Below are 15,953 nucleotides of genomic sequence, written 5' to 3'. Positions count from 1 at the left end.
CCGGCTGACGATTTCGGCGGCGGTGGCGAGCCCTTTCGGATGGCGCGCAATGAGATTGAGCCACTTGTAGTCGGTGGTGAGCACGACCGTTCCGGCCGGGCTTGGGATGTAGCTCGGGTTCAGGTTGGCCAGCTCCGGGCCGAGGATGTTGCCGTCCAGCGGCGCGGGCTCGATAGAGCGGCCGTTGGGCATTCCGCCGGAGAACTCCGGGAAGTAGTCGGAATACCCTTCCATCCAACGGAAACGCAGCGGGCTGTGCTGCAGCACAAAGGAGATCATGGCAGGCCCGGCGGCGAGGAAGGCGGCCTGTTTGTCGGCCGGGGAGGTTCCGTTGACCACGCGGGTGAGATAGGTCGCCGCCTTGGCCGGGGTGTCGGGCACACCCGCAGAGAGGATCACCTCGTTGTTCGGAATCCAGATGCCGGCACCGGATCTGGCGGTGGAACCGCCGAAGACGGGCGCTTTCTCGATCACCACGGTGGCCAAGCCGCGCTTCGCCGCGGCCAGGGCGCCGGTCATTCCGGCAGCCCCGCTCCCGACCACCACGACATCGAACTCCATCACAGCCGTCATTTAGAACACGTTACATTTGGATCTTTCTATATGCTAGAGGGGAGCCATAAATGGCCGTTACAACAGAGTTCATTTTTTTTGAAGGCCCGGCGCAGACCGTGGTCATGCGCCGGGCTCAATAGGCCGCTAGACGCTCAGCGTCCAGCTGTTGATGAAGCCGACGTCGCCGCCCGCCGCGTCCTGCACCCGCAGCCGCCACGTGCCGTTGCGGGTCTCGCTGGACAGGTTGACGGTGAACGTCTGGTCGACGTTGTCGGCGCTGCCGCCGTTGCGGTTGAGCATGACGTAGGCGGTGCCGTCGGGAGCGATCAGCGACACCACCAGATCCCCGCGATAGGTGTGCACGATGTGCACCTCAGCTGTGGACGTGCTCGACGCGTTGCCCGAGCAGCCCGCAATCGTGATGTCGCTAAAAACGGTGGTGTTGTCGGAGATCGTGACATCGGTGCCATTCGTCACGGCTGCACACGCGGGCGGGGCCGTCCCGGTCAGCGTGAGCGTCCACGAGTCGATGCGCCCGACGTCGTTGCTTGCGGCGTCCTGCACCCGCAGCCGCCACGTGCCGTTGGCGACTTCGGCGCTGAGGTTCACGGTGTAGGTCTGGTTGATGTTGTCCGCGCTGCCACCCGTCCGGTTGTGCAGCGCGTAGGCGCTGCCGTCGGGCGCCAGCAGGGACACCACAAGGTCACCGATATAGGTGTGCACGATGTGCACCTCTACCGTCGCCGCCGTGCCCGCGTTGCCTGCACAGCCCGTGATCGTGATGTCGCTGAAAACCGTGGTGTTGTCCGGGATCGTGACGTCGTTGCCGTTCGACTGCACACAGCCCGGCAGGGCGTTCACCGTGAGCCCGAAGGTGGTCGTGTGGGTGACCGCCGTACCCGTCCCGGTAATCGTCACGTTATAGGTTCCCGAAGCGGTAGCCGCAGTGGTGGCAATGGACAATGTGGACGATCCGCCGGAGGTGATCGACGACGGGCTGAAGGTGGCCGTCGCCCCGGCCGGCAGGCCACTGGCCGACAGCGCGACCGGCTGCCCGCTGCCCAGCGTGATCGTCGTGTTCACGGTGGTGGAGACCGAGCCGCCCGGGTTCAGCGCGCCCGACGCGGGTGCGGCCGCCATCGAGAAGTCGTCGGTGATAGGTGCGCCCACCGCCAGCGTCCACAGCGCGTAGGCCGCCGCGTCCCCGCTGCGGTCCAGCACGGTGTCACTGATGTTGCTCGGATTGGTGTCGCACGCGCGGTGATAGCAGGGGTCGAAAGCCGCTTGGGTGCCGCCCCACTTGGCGACCTGTGCCGCGGTCTTGACCTGGCTGGCCCCCGCGGCCACCCCACTGGTCTGCACGCCGATCGCGTTGAACGAGGCGTCGTCGGAGCGCCCCGCGCCCTCGGTGTTCTCCTCGGTCTGCACGCCGATCGAGTCGTAGTAGGTCTTCAGTACCAGCCCGGTGGCGCTGCTGATGCGGTTGATGAAATACCCGCCATTGGTCGAGGCGACCATGTCGAAGTTGTAGTACCCCTTGATCCTCGTGCGCTCGGCCGCGGGAAGCCCGTTGGCGTAGAACTCGGAGCCGTTGAGCCCCTGCTCTTCATCGGTCCACCAACCGAATCTCACATGATTGAGCATCGTCGGGTTTTGCGCAGCCAGCGTCAGCGCGATCTCGAGCAGGGTCGCCGATCCCGAGGCGTTGTCGTTGATCCCCGGCCCCGCCGTGACACTGTCCAAATGGGCGCCGAACATGTAAACGTTCTCGGCGTTTCCGCCCGGCCAGTCGGCGATCACATTGGGTCCGGCCCCTGACGTGCAGCCTGAGGTGCAGGGCTGCTTGGTCACCGAGAACCCGGCCGCGGTCAGCCGATCGAAGACGTAGTTCACCGAGGCCGTGTAGCCGGCCGTGGTCGATCGCCGGGTGCCGCCGTTGTTGGTGGCGATGGTCTGAAACTGAGCCAGGTGCGCTTTGACGTTGGTAAGCGAGATGTCCGGGGGAACCGCGGCAACGGACTGCCCGGCGGAGGGAGACGATGCAGTTAGGACAGTCGCTGCGATGAGGGTGGCGGCCACGACGCAACGCGTCAGCGAGTGAATACGCAAAAGGATCTCCTCACAGGGTTGGTGGGCCGAGGATAGTCAAGATGTCGAAGAGTGTGAATACATGTGGCCTGGGGATATGGGGTCAATGTAACGGCCTGGCATGCGATGTCCGGCCAAACGTTCGTTTAAATACGCCCGAGAGGTGGACAGTGGCCCCGCCTGCGACGACCATCGAAAGGAGGACATCAGTCGCGGAGGTGATTCATGAGCCGTGAGGCCTCTTTGACCGAACTTAAGTCAGCTGTGCTGGACCCGTCCCCAAGGATGCGGGAGGTCGTTGCCGACGCTCCGCGCCTGGCCAATGTAGTGGCCAGCCTTGAATCCGACCGGCACAACATTCTTGCCGCGTTCGATGTGCTGCTGGAGAATCTCGACTCCGCCAAGCACTTCGACCACACCCAGACCGATGTGTTGATGGAGCGGCTCACCGCCTACCGTCAGCGCGCGGCCGACCTTCTGTATCAGGCATACGGTGTCGACCTCGGCGGGGAAACCTAGAAGCCTCCCGCTGCGTCCAAGGGTTCATGAAACGTGCACTCCTCGGCGTCGCCATGGCGGCGGCGCTGGTGGCGGGATGCGCCCAGGAAACCGAGTCGGGCTCGCCATCGACCTCGTCCGCCTTCGACAAACGGGCGGAAAAGGTCGCTCAGTCTTGGCGAGCCGCCGGAGTCAACGACGCCTTCGCGCCCATGGGCGACCTCACCCAGGCGCCCCAGGAGGGCTTCCCCTCCGACGAGCTGAAGATCGCCTTCGCGGAGGGCCGATACACCCTGTCGACCACGCTTGCCTCCGAAGCGAGCAAGGGCACCATCAGGTTCGCCGACGGCAAACGCCTGGAGGTGCCCGTGCTCAGTGCGGATGCCGCCTATCGCGCCATCGACAAGGCAGACGCGGGCGATGGGCGGGCAGCTCTCGAGGTGACCTCGGCCCAGGCCGGAATCACACCCATCCAGACCAGCCGGGGCATGGCGGAAGTGCCCGCCTGGCGGTTCACGATCAAAGGCATTGACCATCCTGTGGTACGGGTGGCAGTTTCGCCGGAGGCGATAAAGCCCCTTCCCGTGCCGCCAGAAGAGCCGCTCGATCCCGGCACCCACCTGGTGAGCGCTCAAGACCTGACAGCCGTCTCCGCGAACAAGATCGATTATCGGCTCGGCGTCGGCGCCTGCGACAAAGACATCACCCCCCTGGCGTGGGAGTCGGCCGACATCGTCGTGATTGGAGGACGCATCGGCATGCCGCCCGAAGGCGCGTGCACAGCCCAGCTGATCCTCCACCCGGTGTCGGTCACCCTGTCCAAGCCCGTCGGCGACCGCGTCATCCTCGACATCTCCGGCAGCCCGCTACCGCGCACCCCCCAATGAACGTGATGGCGGGCGGATAGCCTCCCCTCTCCGCCCGCCATTACTCCCCCCTCAAATCCCTCCTCGCCGACCCCGCAGCGTCAGCGCACAGCCCGGAGCCCCCGGCCATCCCCGGCAGCCTCAGAGTCAACCTCCTCGGCCCCCGGCCTAGGGGGCCCCTGCCCGCCGGCCTCACGACCCCCGGATCCGGCTCCTCGGCCCGGCGTTCTGGGACCTTTGCCCGGTGGTCTCGCGGTGTCAGGGTCGGGCTCCTCGGCCCGGCGTTCTGGGACCTTTGCTCGGTGGTCTCGCGGTGTCAGGGTCGGGCTCCTCGGCTCAGGGTCCTGGGGCTCTCGCGCGGCGTCGGAGTTTGGATTCGGTGGCCCGGGTGTTGGGGGCTCTCTGTTGGTGGGCTCGCGCGATATGGCGGGCCGTCCGTGAAGGGCTTGGCCTAAACTTCCGGGGGTGCCCGAGCCTCTTGTCGTGGTCGCTCTCGAAGAAGAGGCGGCTCACCTTGACATCGACCTGCCGATCCTGATCACCGGGGTGGGGAAGGTCAACGCCGCCCTCGCCGTGACCCGCCGGCTCGCCTCCGCGCCCCGGCCCAGCATGATCATCAACTTGGGGACGGCTGGCGGGCTTCGGCCGGGCTTGTCCGGTACCCACGAAATAGGTTCTGTCATTCAGCACGACTTCGACAGCGTTTCGATCGAAGCGTTGACGGGGCGGCGCTACGGCGCGGCCATCGAGTTGGCTGCGCAGGGCCTGGTGCTGGCCACCGGCGACGTCTTCGTCTCCGACCCGGCGGTGCGCGACCGTCTCGCCGAAGACGCCCACCTGGTCGACATGGAGGGCTACGCGGTCGCTGCGGCCGCCGCGGCTTTCGACATACCAGTGCGCATGGTCAAACATGTCAGCGATGACGCCGACCACTCCGCCATCAAGAGTTGGACATCGACCATCGCCGAATCTTCCCGCGCTCTAGCCGCGTGGTTGGCTACGTCCTAGAAATTCTCGCCAGACCCGCTAGGGTGCGAAACATGCCGTCACGTGATCCGTGGATGACATCGAAAGACCTGGGGCGAGATGTGGTGAAGTCTTATACCGGCAACCTGCTGGTGGCCATGCCCACTTTGCGCGACCCGCACTTCGAGCGAACCGTCGTTTTCCTGCTCGCCCACGAGGCCGACGGCGCACTTGGCGTCGTGCTCAACCGGCCCACCGGCGTGTCGGTCAGCGAAGTTCTGCCCGGGTGGGAGCCGCTCGTAAGTGGGCCGCCGGTGCTGTTCGAAGGAGGTCCAGTCGGCGCCGACTCGGCCATCTGTGTCGCCCGTGCCCGCGCCGGCGTAGCCGGCTTCGTGGGCTTCAGCAGGGTCGTGGGCCAGATCGGCACCATCGACCTCTCCCGTGAGCCCGGCAAGGTCGCCGAGCGCCTGGAATATGTCCGGGTCTATCACGGATATGCCGGTTGGTCCGCAGGCCAGCTGGAAGCAGAGATCGAGGAAGGATCGTGGTTCGTCTTCAGCGCCCTCCCCAGCGACCCCTTCCTCAGCCAACCCGAAGACCTCTGGCAGCTAGTCCTGCGCCGTCAGGGCGGCATGACGGCCGCGGTCGCCAACTACCCACCCGACGTCCACCTCAACTGATGGCCCCTAATTTCGCGATCATCCGGGGCACGTGTACTATTTCGCAGGTTGCCTCGCACAGCGGGGCAGCTTCACCAGGTTAGGGGCTGTGGCGCAGCTGGTAGCGCACCACACTGGCAGTGTGGGGGTCAGGGGTTCGAGTCCCCTCAGCTCCACCCATCTAGCAGGCAAAACATCTCGGCTCCATTGATGGGGGTCGAGATGTTTGATTTTGGGGTCATTCTGGGGTCATGGCGGCGTGCCAACCATGAAATCGGCGTCGGTTCGGGCGTGTCGCACGGGTGGCGGGGTCGTGAGGGCAGTGGGTAGCGGACCTCGCAATGTCGTGACAGCCACTTGGTCTTTCTCCCAACGGGTCCGGCGAGGGCTCCGCTGGTCTGCGCGGCGACACGCCCCGTCTGCGCCGATTGCACCTGTCTCGATCTGTCGGGCATCGCGAATAGCCTCGCGGCATGGGCAAGAGCGCCCTCGCCATGCCTGTCCTGGAAGACAGGGCCATCGACTTCAACTACGGCTACGAGATGATGTGCGCGTGCGGCGGCGTTTTGGCGCTTTAGGTGGAGGACTACTACGCCGGAATTTAACGACACGCATATGCCATGCGAGCACTGTGCCAGGTCGATCCATTTCGGTCGAGCGGTCCGCGGCGCTCCGTGATGAGCATGATCCTGCGATGGACAATGCACGGTAAGGCCCTGCATGCCGGAACGTACGGGGGCGGCGATCGAGAACATGCTGCTGCGCGCTCGCAACCAGCGTGATGGCCCGGTGGCGTTTTACTGCATCGGGTCGCGGTCCAAGTCGTCCAGATCGAGTCAACGACGGCTGCCGTCTTCGAATCGATGGGTTCGATCTCGCTCGCGGTCCGTCCGGAGATCATCGCATGGTCCAGGCTCCGGGGCCTCCCGGCGAGCAGTCTCGCCCCGGCACACAGTCCGCTAGGCCCACATCTGCTCAAAAGGCGCTGCGCGGATTTGTGTTCGCTCGCCGCCCGATCGATTACGACCCGCGAGCTATTCCGTGTCCTCCTCCGCGGAGCCGACCAATTCCGCCGTCGCGTTCAAATCTAGCGCCCGCACAAACGGCACGATCATTTCGGCTAGGTAGTCACTTCTCTTGTTTACGAAACCTGATCCGTCTCCTTTGCTCAGGCGTTTCCACGCCGCCATCGGGATCCCATGGCTCTCCAGCAACCCGGGATCCTTAGACACCCCCATCGCGAGCACCGCTTGCCTTACCGATAGCCCGGCCGGAGTTGGCAGGATGACTCTGTTCGCCGGACGGTAGTCGCGGTCGATAATCTGCCGGAAAAGCGATGAGTCGCTCGTCGCCAGCAACCTCCCCAGATCGATCGGCTCCCCGGAAGGCGTCTTGCGCTCGGGGAATGCTGCCAGCTCCCAGATGAGATAGGCGCGCGTGCGGGCGCTGTTGAGGTTGAACTTCTCGGGGATAGGCTCAACTGGCAACTCCTTGTAAACCAGCTTCCCGTGACCGTTCGCGAAGCCGATCATGTCGTCGAGCGCTTTACGAACGGCCGTCGAGTTCGCGCTCGCGAACGCTTCCGTCCATGAAGTTGTCCAGAACCAGTGGCGCAGCGCGGCCAGCTGTGCCGATGACGGGTTGGCGCGGTGATGGAAGAACACCGTCAACAGCATGAGCTGATGAGCGTAGGGAAGGAATCGGAAGAGCGGCACCTTGATTTCAGTCTGCAGGAACGTAGCGGCAGCGCTCATTGCCTCGGCTGTGTCCTGTGCGGCCGTCGCGACCCTGCCATCCACTCGCCTCACCACCGCGTTCCAGTCAGGCGCCATCACATCAGACTCACCGGCTATGGCCAGCACCGTCCGGAAGACAGTCTCTCGCCGCGGCTCACCGAAGCCGAGCTCGGCGATCTGCGTGACGATGCGGTCGATCCTTTCCGCGAGAGTCACCTCCTCGCCGTGGCGGAACGTCAATGCCGACACCATCTGGTCCGACGTGATCTTCTGGCCGCTCTGGTTGATGCGCGAGAACACCTCGACAGCTTGGTTGAGATCCCCGCCCACAAGCCGGCTCAGGGCAATCTTGTAAGACTTGACCCGCTGGCTGATCTGTTCGGCCTCCTGGATCAAGTCATCAACGGCCTGCTCACCCTCCTGCTCGACAAGTTCACGGGAGAACCTCAAGAAGTCGAGCGTTCTTAACACCGAGCGCAACGGAAGGTAGTGCGCGGGAACCGTGTCGCTCTTCGGGTAGTGGCGGTAGCGGGCGTTCTTCTCCTTCGCCCGCAGATCCCGGTAAACCCACCACCGCCAGTCCCTATGGTCTTCCGTCTTGACCGCGCCCTCACGACGGATCAGGCACCCAAACAGGGTCGAGACCCGCTGATGGCCATCGAGGATATAGGCCACACTGGAGCCGGGCTCGGGATCCGGGATGTCAATATCGCCGATCTGGCTCAAGCTCTGCACCGGCTCGTCCGTCTGCCATACCAGCAGGCTCCCAATCGGATATCCACGCTCAATGCTGTCGAACAGCTCCAGCATCTGTTCGGGCCGCCACACAAACGGCCGGTTGAAGACCGGCACCCGCAGCTTGCCGGTGGATACGCGATCCAGCAGCTCGTCCATCATGACGATCTCAGACATCGTGCTGTTCAAGGCGGTCATCGGTTCCTCACACAAGTCGTCGAATCTTGCTCATCAGATGGCTCAGCTCTTGATGCACGTCTTCGCCCAGTCTGCGAAAGTCGTCAACGGTAAGCGAAACCTGCTCCGGCACAAGCGGTTTGGGAAAGTGCTTACCGAACCCTTTCCTCCAAACCTTCTGGGACTTGCTGTCCAAGTCCTGAAACAGCGGCTTCGGGCTGCTCTTCGGCAGGCCTTCCTTCATGTCGATGAAGCCCTGCTGCTTGGCAGTCATCTGCCTTAGCAACCGGATGAGGTCAGCCGCCTCCGGATGATCCGAGAGATATAGGACAGCATCGGGGAGGTAGTTCTCCACCTCGTGACGACGCCAGATATGCAGCACAGGTTCAACCGGCGGCCAATTCCCGGGGTCGTCGTCAAGTTCTTCCAGACGATCGTCGTTGTCTCTCACTACCAGCACCCGCACCACGTGCTTAAACTTCGCCGCAGCCTGACCTGCTACGAAATCCTGCTCACCTTTGCCGCCGCAGTGACCAAATTCAAGCCAATTGCTTTCTCTCGCTTTGCACAACTCCGGTGCGTAGGCCGCAAAAACTGCTTTCAGAAAGCTGCCATCGTTACGGCTATTCTCCACAACCACAACCGCCGGCAAGGCGAGGTCGTGTGCGACGTCATTCAAGTTGTTCGCGGTTATGGTCAGCTGTGCCTGGTCAGATTTCGAATGCCATGCCGACGCCTTACTCGCGTTGAGTAGGTACTCACGCCAGCTTGCGTGTTTAGGCAAGGTTGTCTCCAGGAAACCTATCGCGACCATCGCTAGGTCTGGCGAGGGAGTCCACGCATGTCTGCCTTGGATCGTGAACCTGATTATCTCCAGCAGGTGATCCAAGTTATCGCCGTCCTCAACCAGGAAGAGCTCGCCCTCTATATCAACCCACACGGCTGGCCGACCTCCGCATCTGCGCCTGGGTAAGCGCTCTTACCTCCTCGAAATCCTCCGTGAAGACGCCGTCTGGCCAGAAGCTGAGCATTCCCGATTCGTCGATGAAAATGCGCCGAGCGCTGGCAGTCCGCCCATCATGCTCCACGAAATACACGCCTACGTCGTCAGGCGACGCGAGTTCCTCGGCGATACGCCGCCGCAACCGCAATAGCAGCGACTCGCTGTGCGTTTCGATAAGGAACCGGTTGCCGGTAGTCTTCGCTGCCCGCAAGTACAGGTCGGCAAGCTGGGCGTGCGCGGCTGGATGCAGGTGCAACTCGGGCTCTTCCACGATGTAGAGCGTTGGCTCCTTCTGCCCTGACACATCATCAAGCGCTTGTTGCACAAGCATCGGCAGCAGCTGGACCACCCCTGAGCCAGTGTCAGCGATGTTCACCACTAGGTGCGGGTCTACCCGCGACTGCAACACGGTCGTGAAGAGCCGGCCGTCCGGCATCTCCTCCAGCGACCAGTCTGGCAACACCTCGTACATCAGCTCGTTGACCCGTTGCCGAACCCGGCCGCCACCGCGCACCTGGTCGTGGGCAAGTACGGCAGCGAAATGCTGGCCGTGATCTCCTACCGTCTCCGGTGTGCCGACCGGCAGGTAATGCTCACGGCGCACCGGCTCACGGAACGGCGAGAGGTATCTGATGCGGCCATAAGCCGATGTGCAATGCCGGGCAAGCTCGAAACTGCTTTCGCGTCCGGGCTGCAGCACCGGCGGCAGGTACTTCGGCACCAACCCTTGGAACTCCACTATCCCATGGTCGATCCTAGATCCACCGTCGTGCGCGGTCCACTTCTGCTGGTACTCGCTGCCTTTGTGACTCCAGACGAGTTCCCAGATGCCGAAGCTCAGCTCTAGCAACAGCTTCGACACGACCTGACGCCTCTCGCCATCAATGTTCTGGATCTGCGCCTCGATCGACCGCACCCTGTTGTCGTTTAGCAGAATTTGCACGTTAATGTGACCGTGAGGGCTGTGGCGATACACAAGGTCGGTGAATGAGGCAACGCTCTCGTGGCCAAGGCGGTCCAGGTCCATCGGCGCCCGCCTGGCTTCGGTCGTATCCGTGGCGAACCCGGTCTGGAACACCATTGCAGCGCGGGTAAAAGCACTCTTGCCAGAGTTGTTCTTCCCCAGCACCACCGTCACCGGACGCAGATCCAACTCCTGCCGATCCTTGAAGCATCTAAAGTTATTGAAGGCCAATCTCGTCAACATAAACGGCTCCGTCTACGGAAGATTGATCGGACACTTGGCCCACAGCGTTGAGATGCTGGCCCTCTCGAATATGGCGTCGGCAAGCGGGGGCACGATGAGCTCGCAGGTGTGTATAAGGGTCGCTGTGTGCTGCCGGATCGGCCGGTGGAAAACGGGCTCGTTGTGAGCGACCTGATTGCGGAGCCGATAAAGTAGATCGATGCGGTGGTCTATGTACCCGCGGTTCATTCCTTTCGGGTACGCGCGATGCAACGCCGGCACCCACAAGGACTTCTCGCGACGCTTCGACGTGAGATACCGCCAGAAGTCCAACGAGAGGTTTGCGATCACCTTGCCTATCGGGGCTTTCGGTCCCGCGCGCTTTACCGCTTTACTGATTGTCAGTCTGCTGCCTTCATTTATGTCCTCGTAGCGGTGCCATATTGGTTGTTGCACTGGACTCTTCGGGTCGAGCAGCCAATGCTTCTCGCCTTCCCACCACGACCGCATGGTCAGGTCGTAGGCGTTTCGCATGGCGATCTCCCATTCCCCCAACACCTTCTGCAACTCGCCGCGCATCTCCCGGTCCCACTCAACGAGCGCGATGGCCGTCGTGCGATTCTTCTCCGCTGCCACGAAGAACTTCTCAAAGCGCTCGTGTCCCAGGTAATCCTCATACCAAAAGTCGCCGCTAGTCATTGCGCCCTTCCCGGTTCGGGTGTTAGGTTTGAGCCAAAGCCCCGGAGTGACCGCTGGCCCTAGAGGTTAGGTCCCCGGGGCCTCACTACGTCTGCCGTCATGTAGTCCGCTCATTCACTGCAGCGGCTTGGCCGCGGCCGCTTGGCGTTGCTGGGTAATCAATCTGCACTGCTTCCACGCGCGCCGTCAACCGCGGATACAAACATTTCCTAACCTCGATCATCTTCGGACTGTACAAGATCTGACACCAGGGCCATCCAAGGGAGCTGATATGGTCGAGGGCTTTACACCGCCCAGCCTTGGAGCAGCGATGAGGGATCAGTCATGCCGCCATCAGTCACGACTCCATCCGAAAGCGCTGGCGCACATGCAAAGCCATGCATTGGTACAACAGTCCGATAAGGATAGACGTTCATGTGCGTCTTACAGCAACCAATCCGCCGAACGTCCCAGCTCGACTCACCAAGTAGGCACACCCGGCTCTCCAACAACAATTGACCGTCGACCATGTCGTCAGATCATTCTTCAGATGACCCACACACTCGGGGGATGGTCGGCGCGCACGTCGGGCCCGCAAGGCTGGTTCCGCTCGTTCCGAAACTACGTATGGTGATTCGTAAATTCTTTCGGCGTATCACCTCAGACACCCGGAGAACACAACTATGCCTGAAGCTTCCCTCGGCGCCCCCGCACGTCAGGCGCTCCTCGCCCTTCTCCTCTTCGGAGCTGAGGCCGCCACAAACACCGCACTTCACGAGCGCTTCGCGCTCAAAATTGCGAAAGATGCTCGTGAGCAGCTCGTGAGCACCAAATTGATCACAGCGCACCAGGGCAAAGGCGGCGCCTTCTTTCATACATTGACCGACAAAGGCCGGGATCGCGCAACCGAGGAGCTAGCTACGCAGGCACCCGCCGGGACTTCCGTCGGCGTGAGGCTTCTCTATGCGATGGCTAACGTGCTGAGCAACGTGATGGCTCAACACGGAATCAAGACGGATCAGGTGTTCGGCGATGAACCTGCTCCTGAGCCTGGGCCAGCGAAAACCGAGTACCCACAGTCGGTTGAACACCAGATCCAGTCCACTTACGCTCGACTGGCCAAGCGTCGCGGAGAACTTGTCAGCCTGGTGAAGCTTCGTGGGAATCTACCTATGGTTCCGCGTGACGTCTTGAACAAGACCCTGAAGGCGATGGACCGCCAGCGCACGATTCAGCTCGATCCCGATCCCAACACCAAGGCGCTTCCGCAGGAAGCGCACGACGCCGCCATCCGTGTTGGTGGTGAAGACAAGCACTTCATCTCGATGGGCGCGCAATGAGCGACCAGGAGCTGCGCGCGCTGAGCAACGTCCGATTCGAGTGGGCGCCGGCCCAGGAGGACGTGTGGCTCTCTCCGGTAAACCATGTTGAAGGACTTCACGGCTCAGCTGCACGAACTGTTCTGCAGGCGCTCGACCAAGCCGATGAGAAAGTCGTAGCCAACCCGCTCGGCGTGGTCATTGAGGGCCAGCATGGCTCTGGCAAAACTCATATGCTCAGCTGGATCCGCGAACAGGTGCAACGCCGGGGCGGCTACTTCTTCCTACTGGGGATGCCACACGGCGGCACGTTCGCCCCAATCGTCATTCAGGCCTTCGTTGAAGGCCTTGTTCGGCCTGCTGCCAAACATCGTGACCAGCTCACTATGCTACTGGATGGCTTGGCCCGCCGTGCCATGGTTTCGAGTGATCTTCGTGATCGAGTGACCGGCCTGTCTTCACTCACCAGCGATGCTCTCGAGGACTTCGTTGCACGGGTCTCCTTTTCAGACCGACGGATAAATCTAAGCCACAAATACACATTGCGTGCCCTGGTCATGATGGCCGCATGGGATGATCACCTGCGAGATCTCGGGGAAGGCTACTTGACCTCCAGTCTCGGTGAGGAGAGCGCGGAAGATTGCGCTAAGTGGCGCCTGCCGCCCAAGCCCCGGACGCCGGAGGACCTTGTAAGAGAGGTCTCCTACCTGCTCTCGCTGACCGGTCCAAGCCTCTTGGGCATCGATCAGATTGACCCCGCATTCTCGCAGATCATGCGATCGGTAAAGTCGCACCGGCTGGAGGACAACCTAGCGTCGGCACCAGAAATGGATCAACTTGCGGGCGCAATCGGCCAGGGACTGATGGCCACGCGAGAGCAGCTCAGCCGCACGGTGATCGTGGCCTCGTGCTTGACCTCAGCGTGGGACTTAATCTGCAACAACACCCTCATGTCCCTCCGGGCTCGTTTTAGACATGAAGCACGGCTGCATAGGATCCCATCACGTTCAGTGGGGATGGAACTTGTGGCGACTAGATTCGCCCCACGGTTTGCGGCAGCCGGCTTTAGCCCTCCATTCCCCACCTGGCCTATCGCTCCAACTGCCTTCGACGACGCGCCTGACTACACGCCACGCGCGCTGTTGCAAAGGGTCGACGCACACATTCGGCAGTGCTTGAAGGCTGGCACCGCGAGCATTCTGACCGACTTCGAGCAGCCAATAGTCGAGCTTCCGGAGGCGCCTAGCATAGACAGCACCGTCAGCGCTGGGGTTCTTGATACCTTCGACCGCCAACTTGAGACCTACCGTAATCATGCCTCGGTTTCTGGCGCGCTGGACCAGGACCTCGAGGACAAGATGATGCCGGACCTTCTCGTGGCGGGACTGCAGGCGTGGGTTCGGGAAAAGGATAGCCAAGAGCGCAAGCGTTTCTCTGTGTTCGCGGGGGCGGGCGGCAGCCCAACGGCGCATGCGACGCTGAAAGAGACATTCGACGCCGAAATGGATGACTACGGGCTCTGGTATTTCCGGGGGTTGGCCAAGCTTCACCACTCGGCCGTGCTGCCAAGGGTTGAACGGGTGATGCGGCTTGCTGCACTCGACCCAAAGGTTCCTCACCGGCGCGCGGTTCTGCTTCGGAACGTGCCGTGGCCGAACGGGCCTGCTAGCAAGTCCAAGCGTGAGAAGTTCGAGGCGCTGGGTGGCGTGATCAGTAAGGTGTCGCAAGACGACCTCCGCACGTTTCATGCGCTCGGCCGGATGCTCGATGAAGACGAGCCGTTCCTTGACGTCTGGCTAGCCGACAGGAAGCCAGCAAGTGGCACAACTCTGTTCGCGGAAATCTTCGGGCCGCCGCCCGAGGAGCAGGCATTTACGATTGAGCCCGACGTTACCCCGGATGATCCTGATGGCCAGCCGGCTGGCGCCAGCGAGGTGGCGACCGACGCTGTTCCGATCGGGTTCACGACCGAGAGTGGGGAGCCTGCTCATATTGAGCTGGCGGCACTACGCAAGCACGTGGCGATCTTCGCCGGGTCGGGTTCTGGGAAGACGGTGCTCATCAGGCGTCTGATCGAAGAGTGCGCGCTGCAGGGAGTGTCGACGATCGCGCTCGATCCGAACAACGATTTGGCGCGACTCGGGGATCCCTGGCCGAAGGCTCCGACGAGTTGGCGGCGTGGTGATGAGCAGGCGGCGACCGCGTACTTTGATCAAACGGAAGTGATGGTGTGGACGCCGCGGCGCGAATCAGGGCGTCCACTCAGTTTGCAGCCGCTTCCGGATTTCAAGGCCGTCCTCGGAGACCCGGACGAACTAGAGCTAGCTCTGGACAGCGCCGTGGCAGCACTGGCACCCAGAGCACGGGTGGGTGGCAACACGTCAAAAATGGATAGGGGCAGGGCCGTACTGCGAGAGGCGTTGGGCTATTACGCCCGCAAAGGTGGCTCACATCTGGCCGGGCTCGTGGACATGCTGGCGGAGCTGCCGGAAGGGGTCACCTCACTGGACAAGGCAAGCGAGCTCGCTTACGACATGGCCCAGACGCTGACGGCGGCAATGATTAATGATCCGCTTTTCGGTGGATCGGGGGTGCCGTTAGACCCGGGCGTGCTACTGACCCCGGGGCCAGGCAAGCGAGCGCGGATCTCGGTGATCAGCCTGATCGGGCTGCCGACGACCGAACAGCGGCAAAGTTTTGTCAACCAGCTTCAGATGGCGCTGTTCGCCTGGATAAAGGTCAACCCAGCGAACGACCGCCCGCTGGGTGGGCTGTTCGTCATGGACGAAGCGCAGACGCTGGCACCATCGGGCGCGATGACCGCGTGCACTGAAAGCACGCTCGCGCTGGCGAGCCAGGCGCGCAAGTACGGTCTGGGATTAGTGTTCGCAACCCAGGCACCGCGTGGCATCCACAACAGGATAGTGGGCAACGCGGCAACACAGTTCTACGGCTTCCTCAACAGCCCGGTGCAGATCACCGCCGCCAAGGAGATGGCGCAAGCGAAAGGAAGCGCTGTGATGGACATCGCCCGGCTCACGGCCGGGGAGTTTTACGCGATGGGCGAAGGTTTGCCCTTCCGCAAGCTCGCGATCTCCATGTGCTTGAGCCACCATCCGAGCGGCGCGCTGACCCCGGAGGAGATCCTCGACCGAGCGAGGGCTGGGGCCTGATATGGCCCAGCAGCGCGGCTGTCCAATCGAACCGGGGGTTTGAGCAGCCGCGCCTTGAGCGCGGTGCGGGTTTCTTGTCAGACCTGCGAATGATGCTTGATTGGCGCGGTGTTGGTTGGCGGCCTGGAACTCGACGGGTCCAGCGAAGAGAATTGATGCGCGGACGGGGCGACGGCGCATCAGGGTTGCGAGGTTGGCCAACCGTTGCGCGGGTTGAGGGCCTGCGGCGGCTGCGATTGCGTCAGCGATGGCGTGGAGCCTGGCGCTCAAAGGCTTGCCTGACGCCGAAGGACCAATGGTTGAGGCCTAGGACC

12 protein-coding genes and 1 tRNA gene are annotated in these 15,953 nt (G+C 62.5%); 7 read left to right on the top strand and 6 right to left on the bottom strand.

Translation table 11 applies throughout. The features are described 5' to 3' along the window. Both Rhe02_RS03990 and Rhe02_RS03985 read right to left on the bottom strand, forming a co-directional pair. Nucleotides 1–573, bottom strand: a 573-nt coding sequence (locus Rhe02_RS03990; protein ID WP_203906660.1) for an FAD-dependent oxidoreductase, incomplete at its 3' end; no start/stop codon positions are given. A 126-nt stretch (nucleotides 574–699) separates the two neighbouring features. After that, nucleotides 700–2,664, bottom strand: a complete 1,965-nt coding sequence (locus tag Rhe02_RS03985) for a M28 family metallopeptidase (RefSeq protein WP_239123322.1) — start codon at nucleotides 2,662–2,664, stop codon at nucleotides 700–702. Nucleotides 2,665–2,868: 204 nt separating this feature from the next. On the opposite strand from Rhe02_RS03985, the gene Rhe02_RS03980 reads away from it, so the two are divergent. The 5 genes from Rhe02_RS03980 (at nucleotide 2,869) to Rhe02_RS03960 (ending at nucleotide 5,808) form a co-directional block, all read left to right on the top strand. After that, nucleotides 2,869–3,162 (top strand): hypothetical protein, encoded by a 294-nt coding sequence (locus tag Rhe02_RS03980; protein ID WP_203906659.1) that lies wholly within the window; start codon nucleotides 2,869–2,871, stop codon nucleotides 3,160–3,162. A gap of 26 nt (nucleotides 3,163–3,188) precedes the next feature. Next, entirely contained in the window at nucleotides 3,189–4,028 is an 840-nt protein-coding gene (locus tag Rhe02_RS03975; protein WP_203906658.1) for a hypothetical protein, read from the top strand. A gap of 444 nt (nucleotides 4,029–4,472) precedes the next feature. Then, complete coding sequence (locus Rhe02_RS03970; protein ID WP_239123321.1) at nucleotides 4,473–5,015, top strand: nucleosidase; 543 nt, start codon at nucleotides 4,473–4,475, stop codon at nucleotides 5,013–5,015. A 53-nt stretch (nucleotides 5,016–5,068) separates the two neighbouring features. Further along, nucleotides 5,069–5,653 (top strand): YqgE/AlgH family protein, encoded by a 585-nt coding sequence (locus Rhe02_RS03965; protein WP_203906657.1) that lies wholly within the window; start codon nucleotides 5,069–5,071, stop codon nucleotides 5,651–5,653. Nucleotides 5,654–5,735: 82 nt separating this feature from the next. Next, nucleotides 5,736–5,808, top strand: a tRNA-Ala gene (locus Rhe02_RS03960). 858 nt (nucleotides 5,809–6,666) lie between these two features. Here Rhe02_RS03960 and Rhe02_RS03955 read toward each other — a convergent pair. Genes Rhe02_RS03955 through Rhe02_RS03940 form a run of 4 tightly spaced genes read right to left on the bottom strand, consistent with a single transcriptional unit; the run spans nucleotide 6,667 to nucleotide 11,168 of the window. After that, nucleotides 6,667–8,301 (bottom strand): DUF262 domain-containing protein, encoded by a 1,635-nt coding sequence (locus tag Rhe02_RS03955; protein ID WP_203906656.1) that lies wholly within the window; start codon nucleotides 8,299–8,301, stop codon nucleotides 6,667–6,669. Nucleotides 8,302–8,308: 7 nt separating this feature from the next. Further along, the gene (locus tag Rhe02_RS03950; protein ID WP_203906655.1) at nucleotides 8,309–9,220 is read right to left on the bottom strand and encodes a hypothetical protein; all 912 of its coding nucleotides are present in this window, start codon (nucleotides 9,218–9,220) and stop codon (nucleotides 8,309–8,311) included. Next, nucleotides 9,210–10,490, bottom strand: coding sequence for an AAA family ATPase (locus Rhe02_RS03945; RefSeq protein WP_203906654.1), 1,281 nt, complete (start codon nucleotides 10,488–10,490; stop codon nucleotides 9,210–9,212). The genes Rhe02_RS03950 and Rhe02_RS03945 overlap by 11 nt, the downstream gene beginning before the upstream one ends. Before the next feature lie 12 nt (nucleotides 10,491–10,502). Continuing rightward, nucleotides 10,503–11,168, bottom strand: a complete 666-nt coding sequence (locus tag Rhe02_RS03940; protein WP_203906653.1) for an Abi family protein — start codon at nucleotides 11,166–11,168, stop codon at nucleotides 10,503–10,505. 662 nt (nucleotides 11,169–11,830) lie between these two features. On the opposite strand from Rhe02_RS03940, the gene Rhe02_RS03935 reads away from it, so the two are divergent. Both Rhe02_RS03935 and Rhe02_RS03930 read left to right on the top strand, forming a co-directional pair. Beyond that, nucleotides 11,831–12,487, top strand: a complete 657-nt coding sequence (locus Rhe02_RS03935; protein ID WP_203906652.1) for a hypothetical protein — start codon at nucleotides 11,831–11,833, stop codon at nucleotides 12,485–12,487. Further along, entirely contained in the window at nucleotides 12,484–15,639 is a 3,156-nt protein-coding gene (locus tag Rhe02_RS03930; protein WP_203906651.1) for an ATP-binding protein, read from the top strand. The genes Rhe02_RS03935 and Rhe02_RS03930 overlap by 4 nt, the downstream gene beginning before the upstream one ends. Nucleotides 15,640–15,953: the final 314 nt, after the last annotated feature.

This window comes from Rhizocola hellebori, assembly GCF_016862955.1.
In the GTDB taxonomy this organism is placed as follows: Bacteria; Actinomycetota; Actinomycetes; order Mycobacteriales; family Micromonosporaceae; genus Rhizocola; species Rhizocola hellebori.
This window is presented reverse-complemented; position numbering and strand designations above follow the sequence as displayed.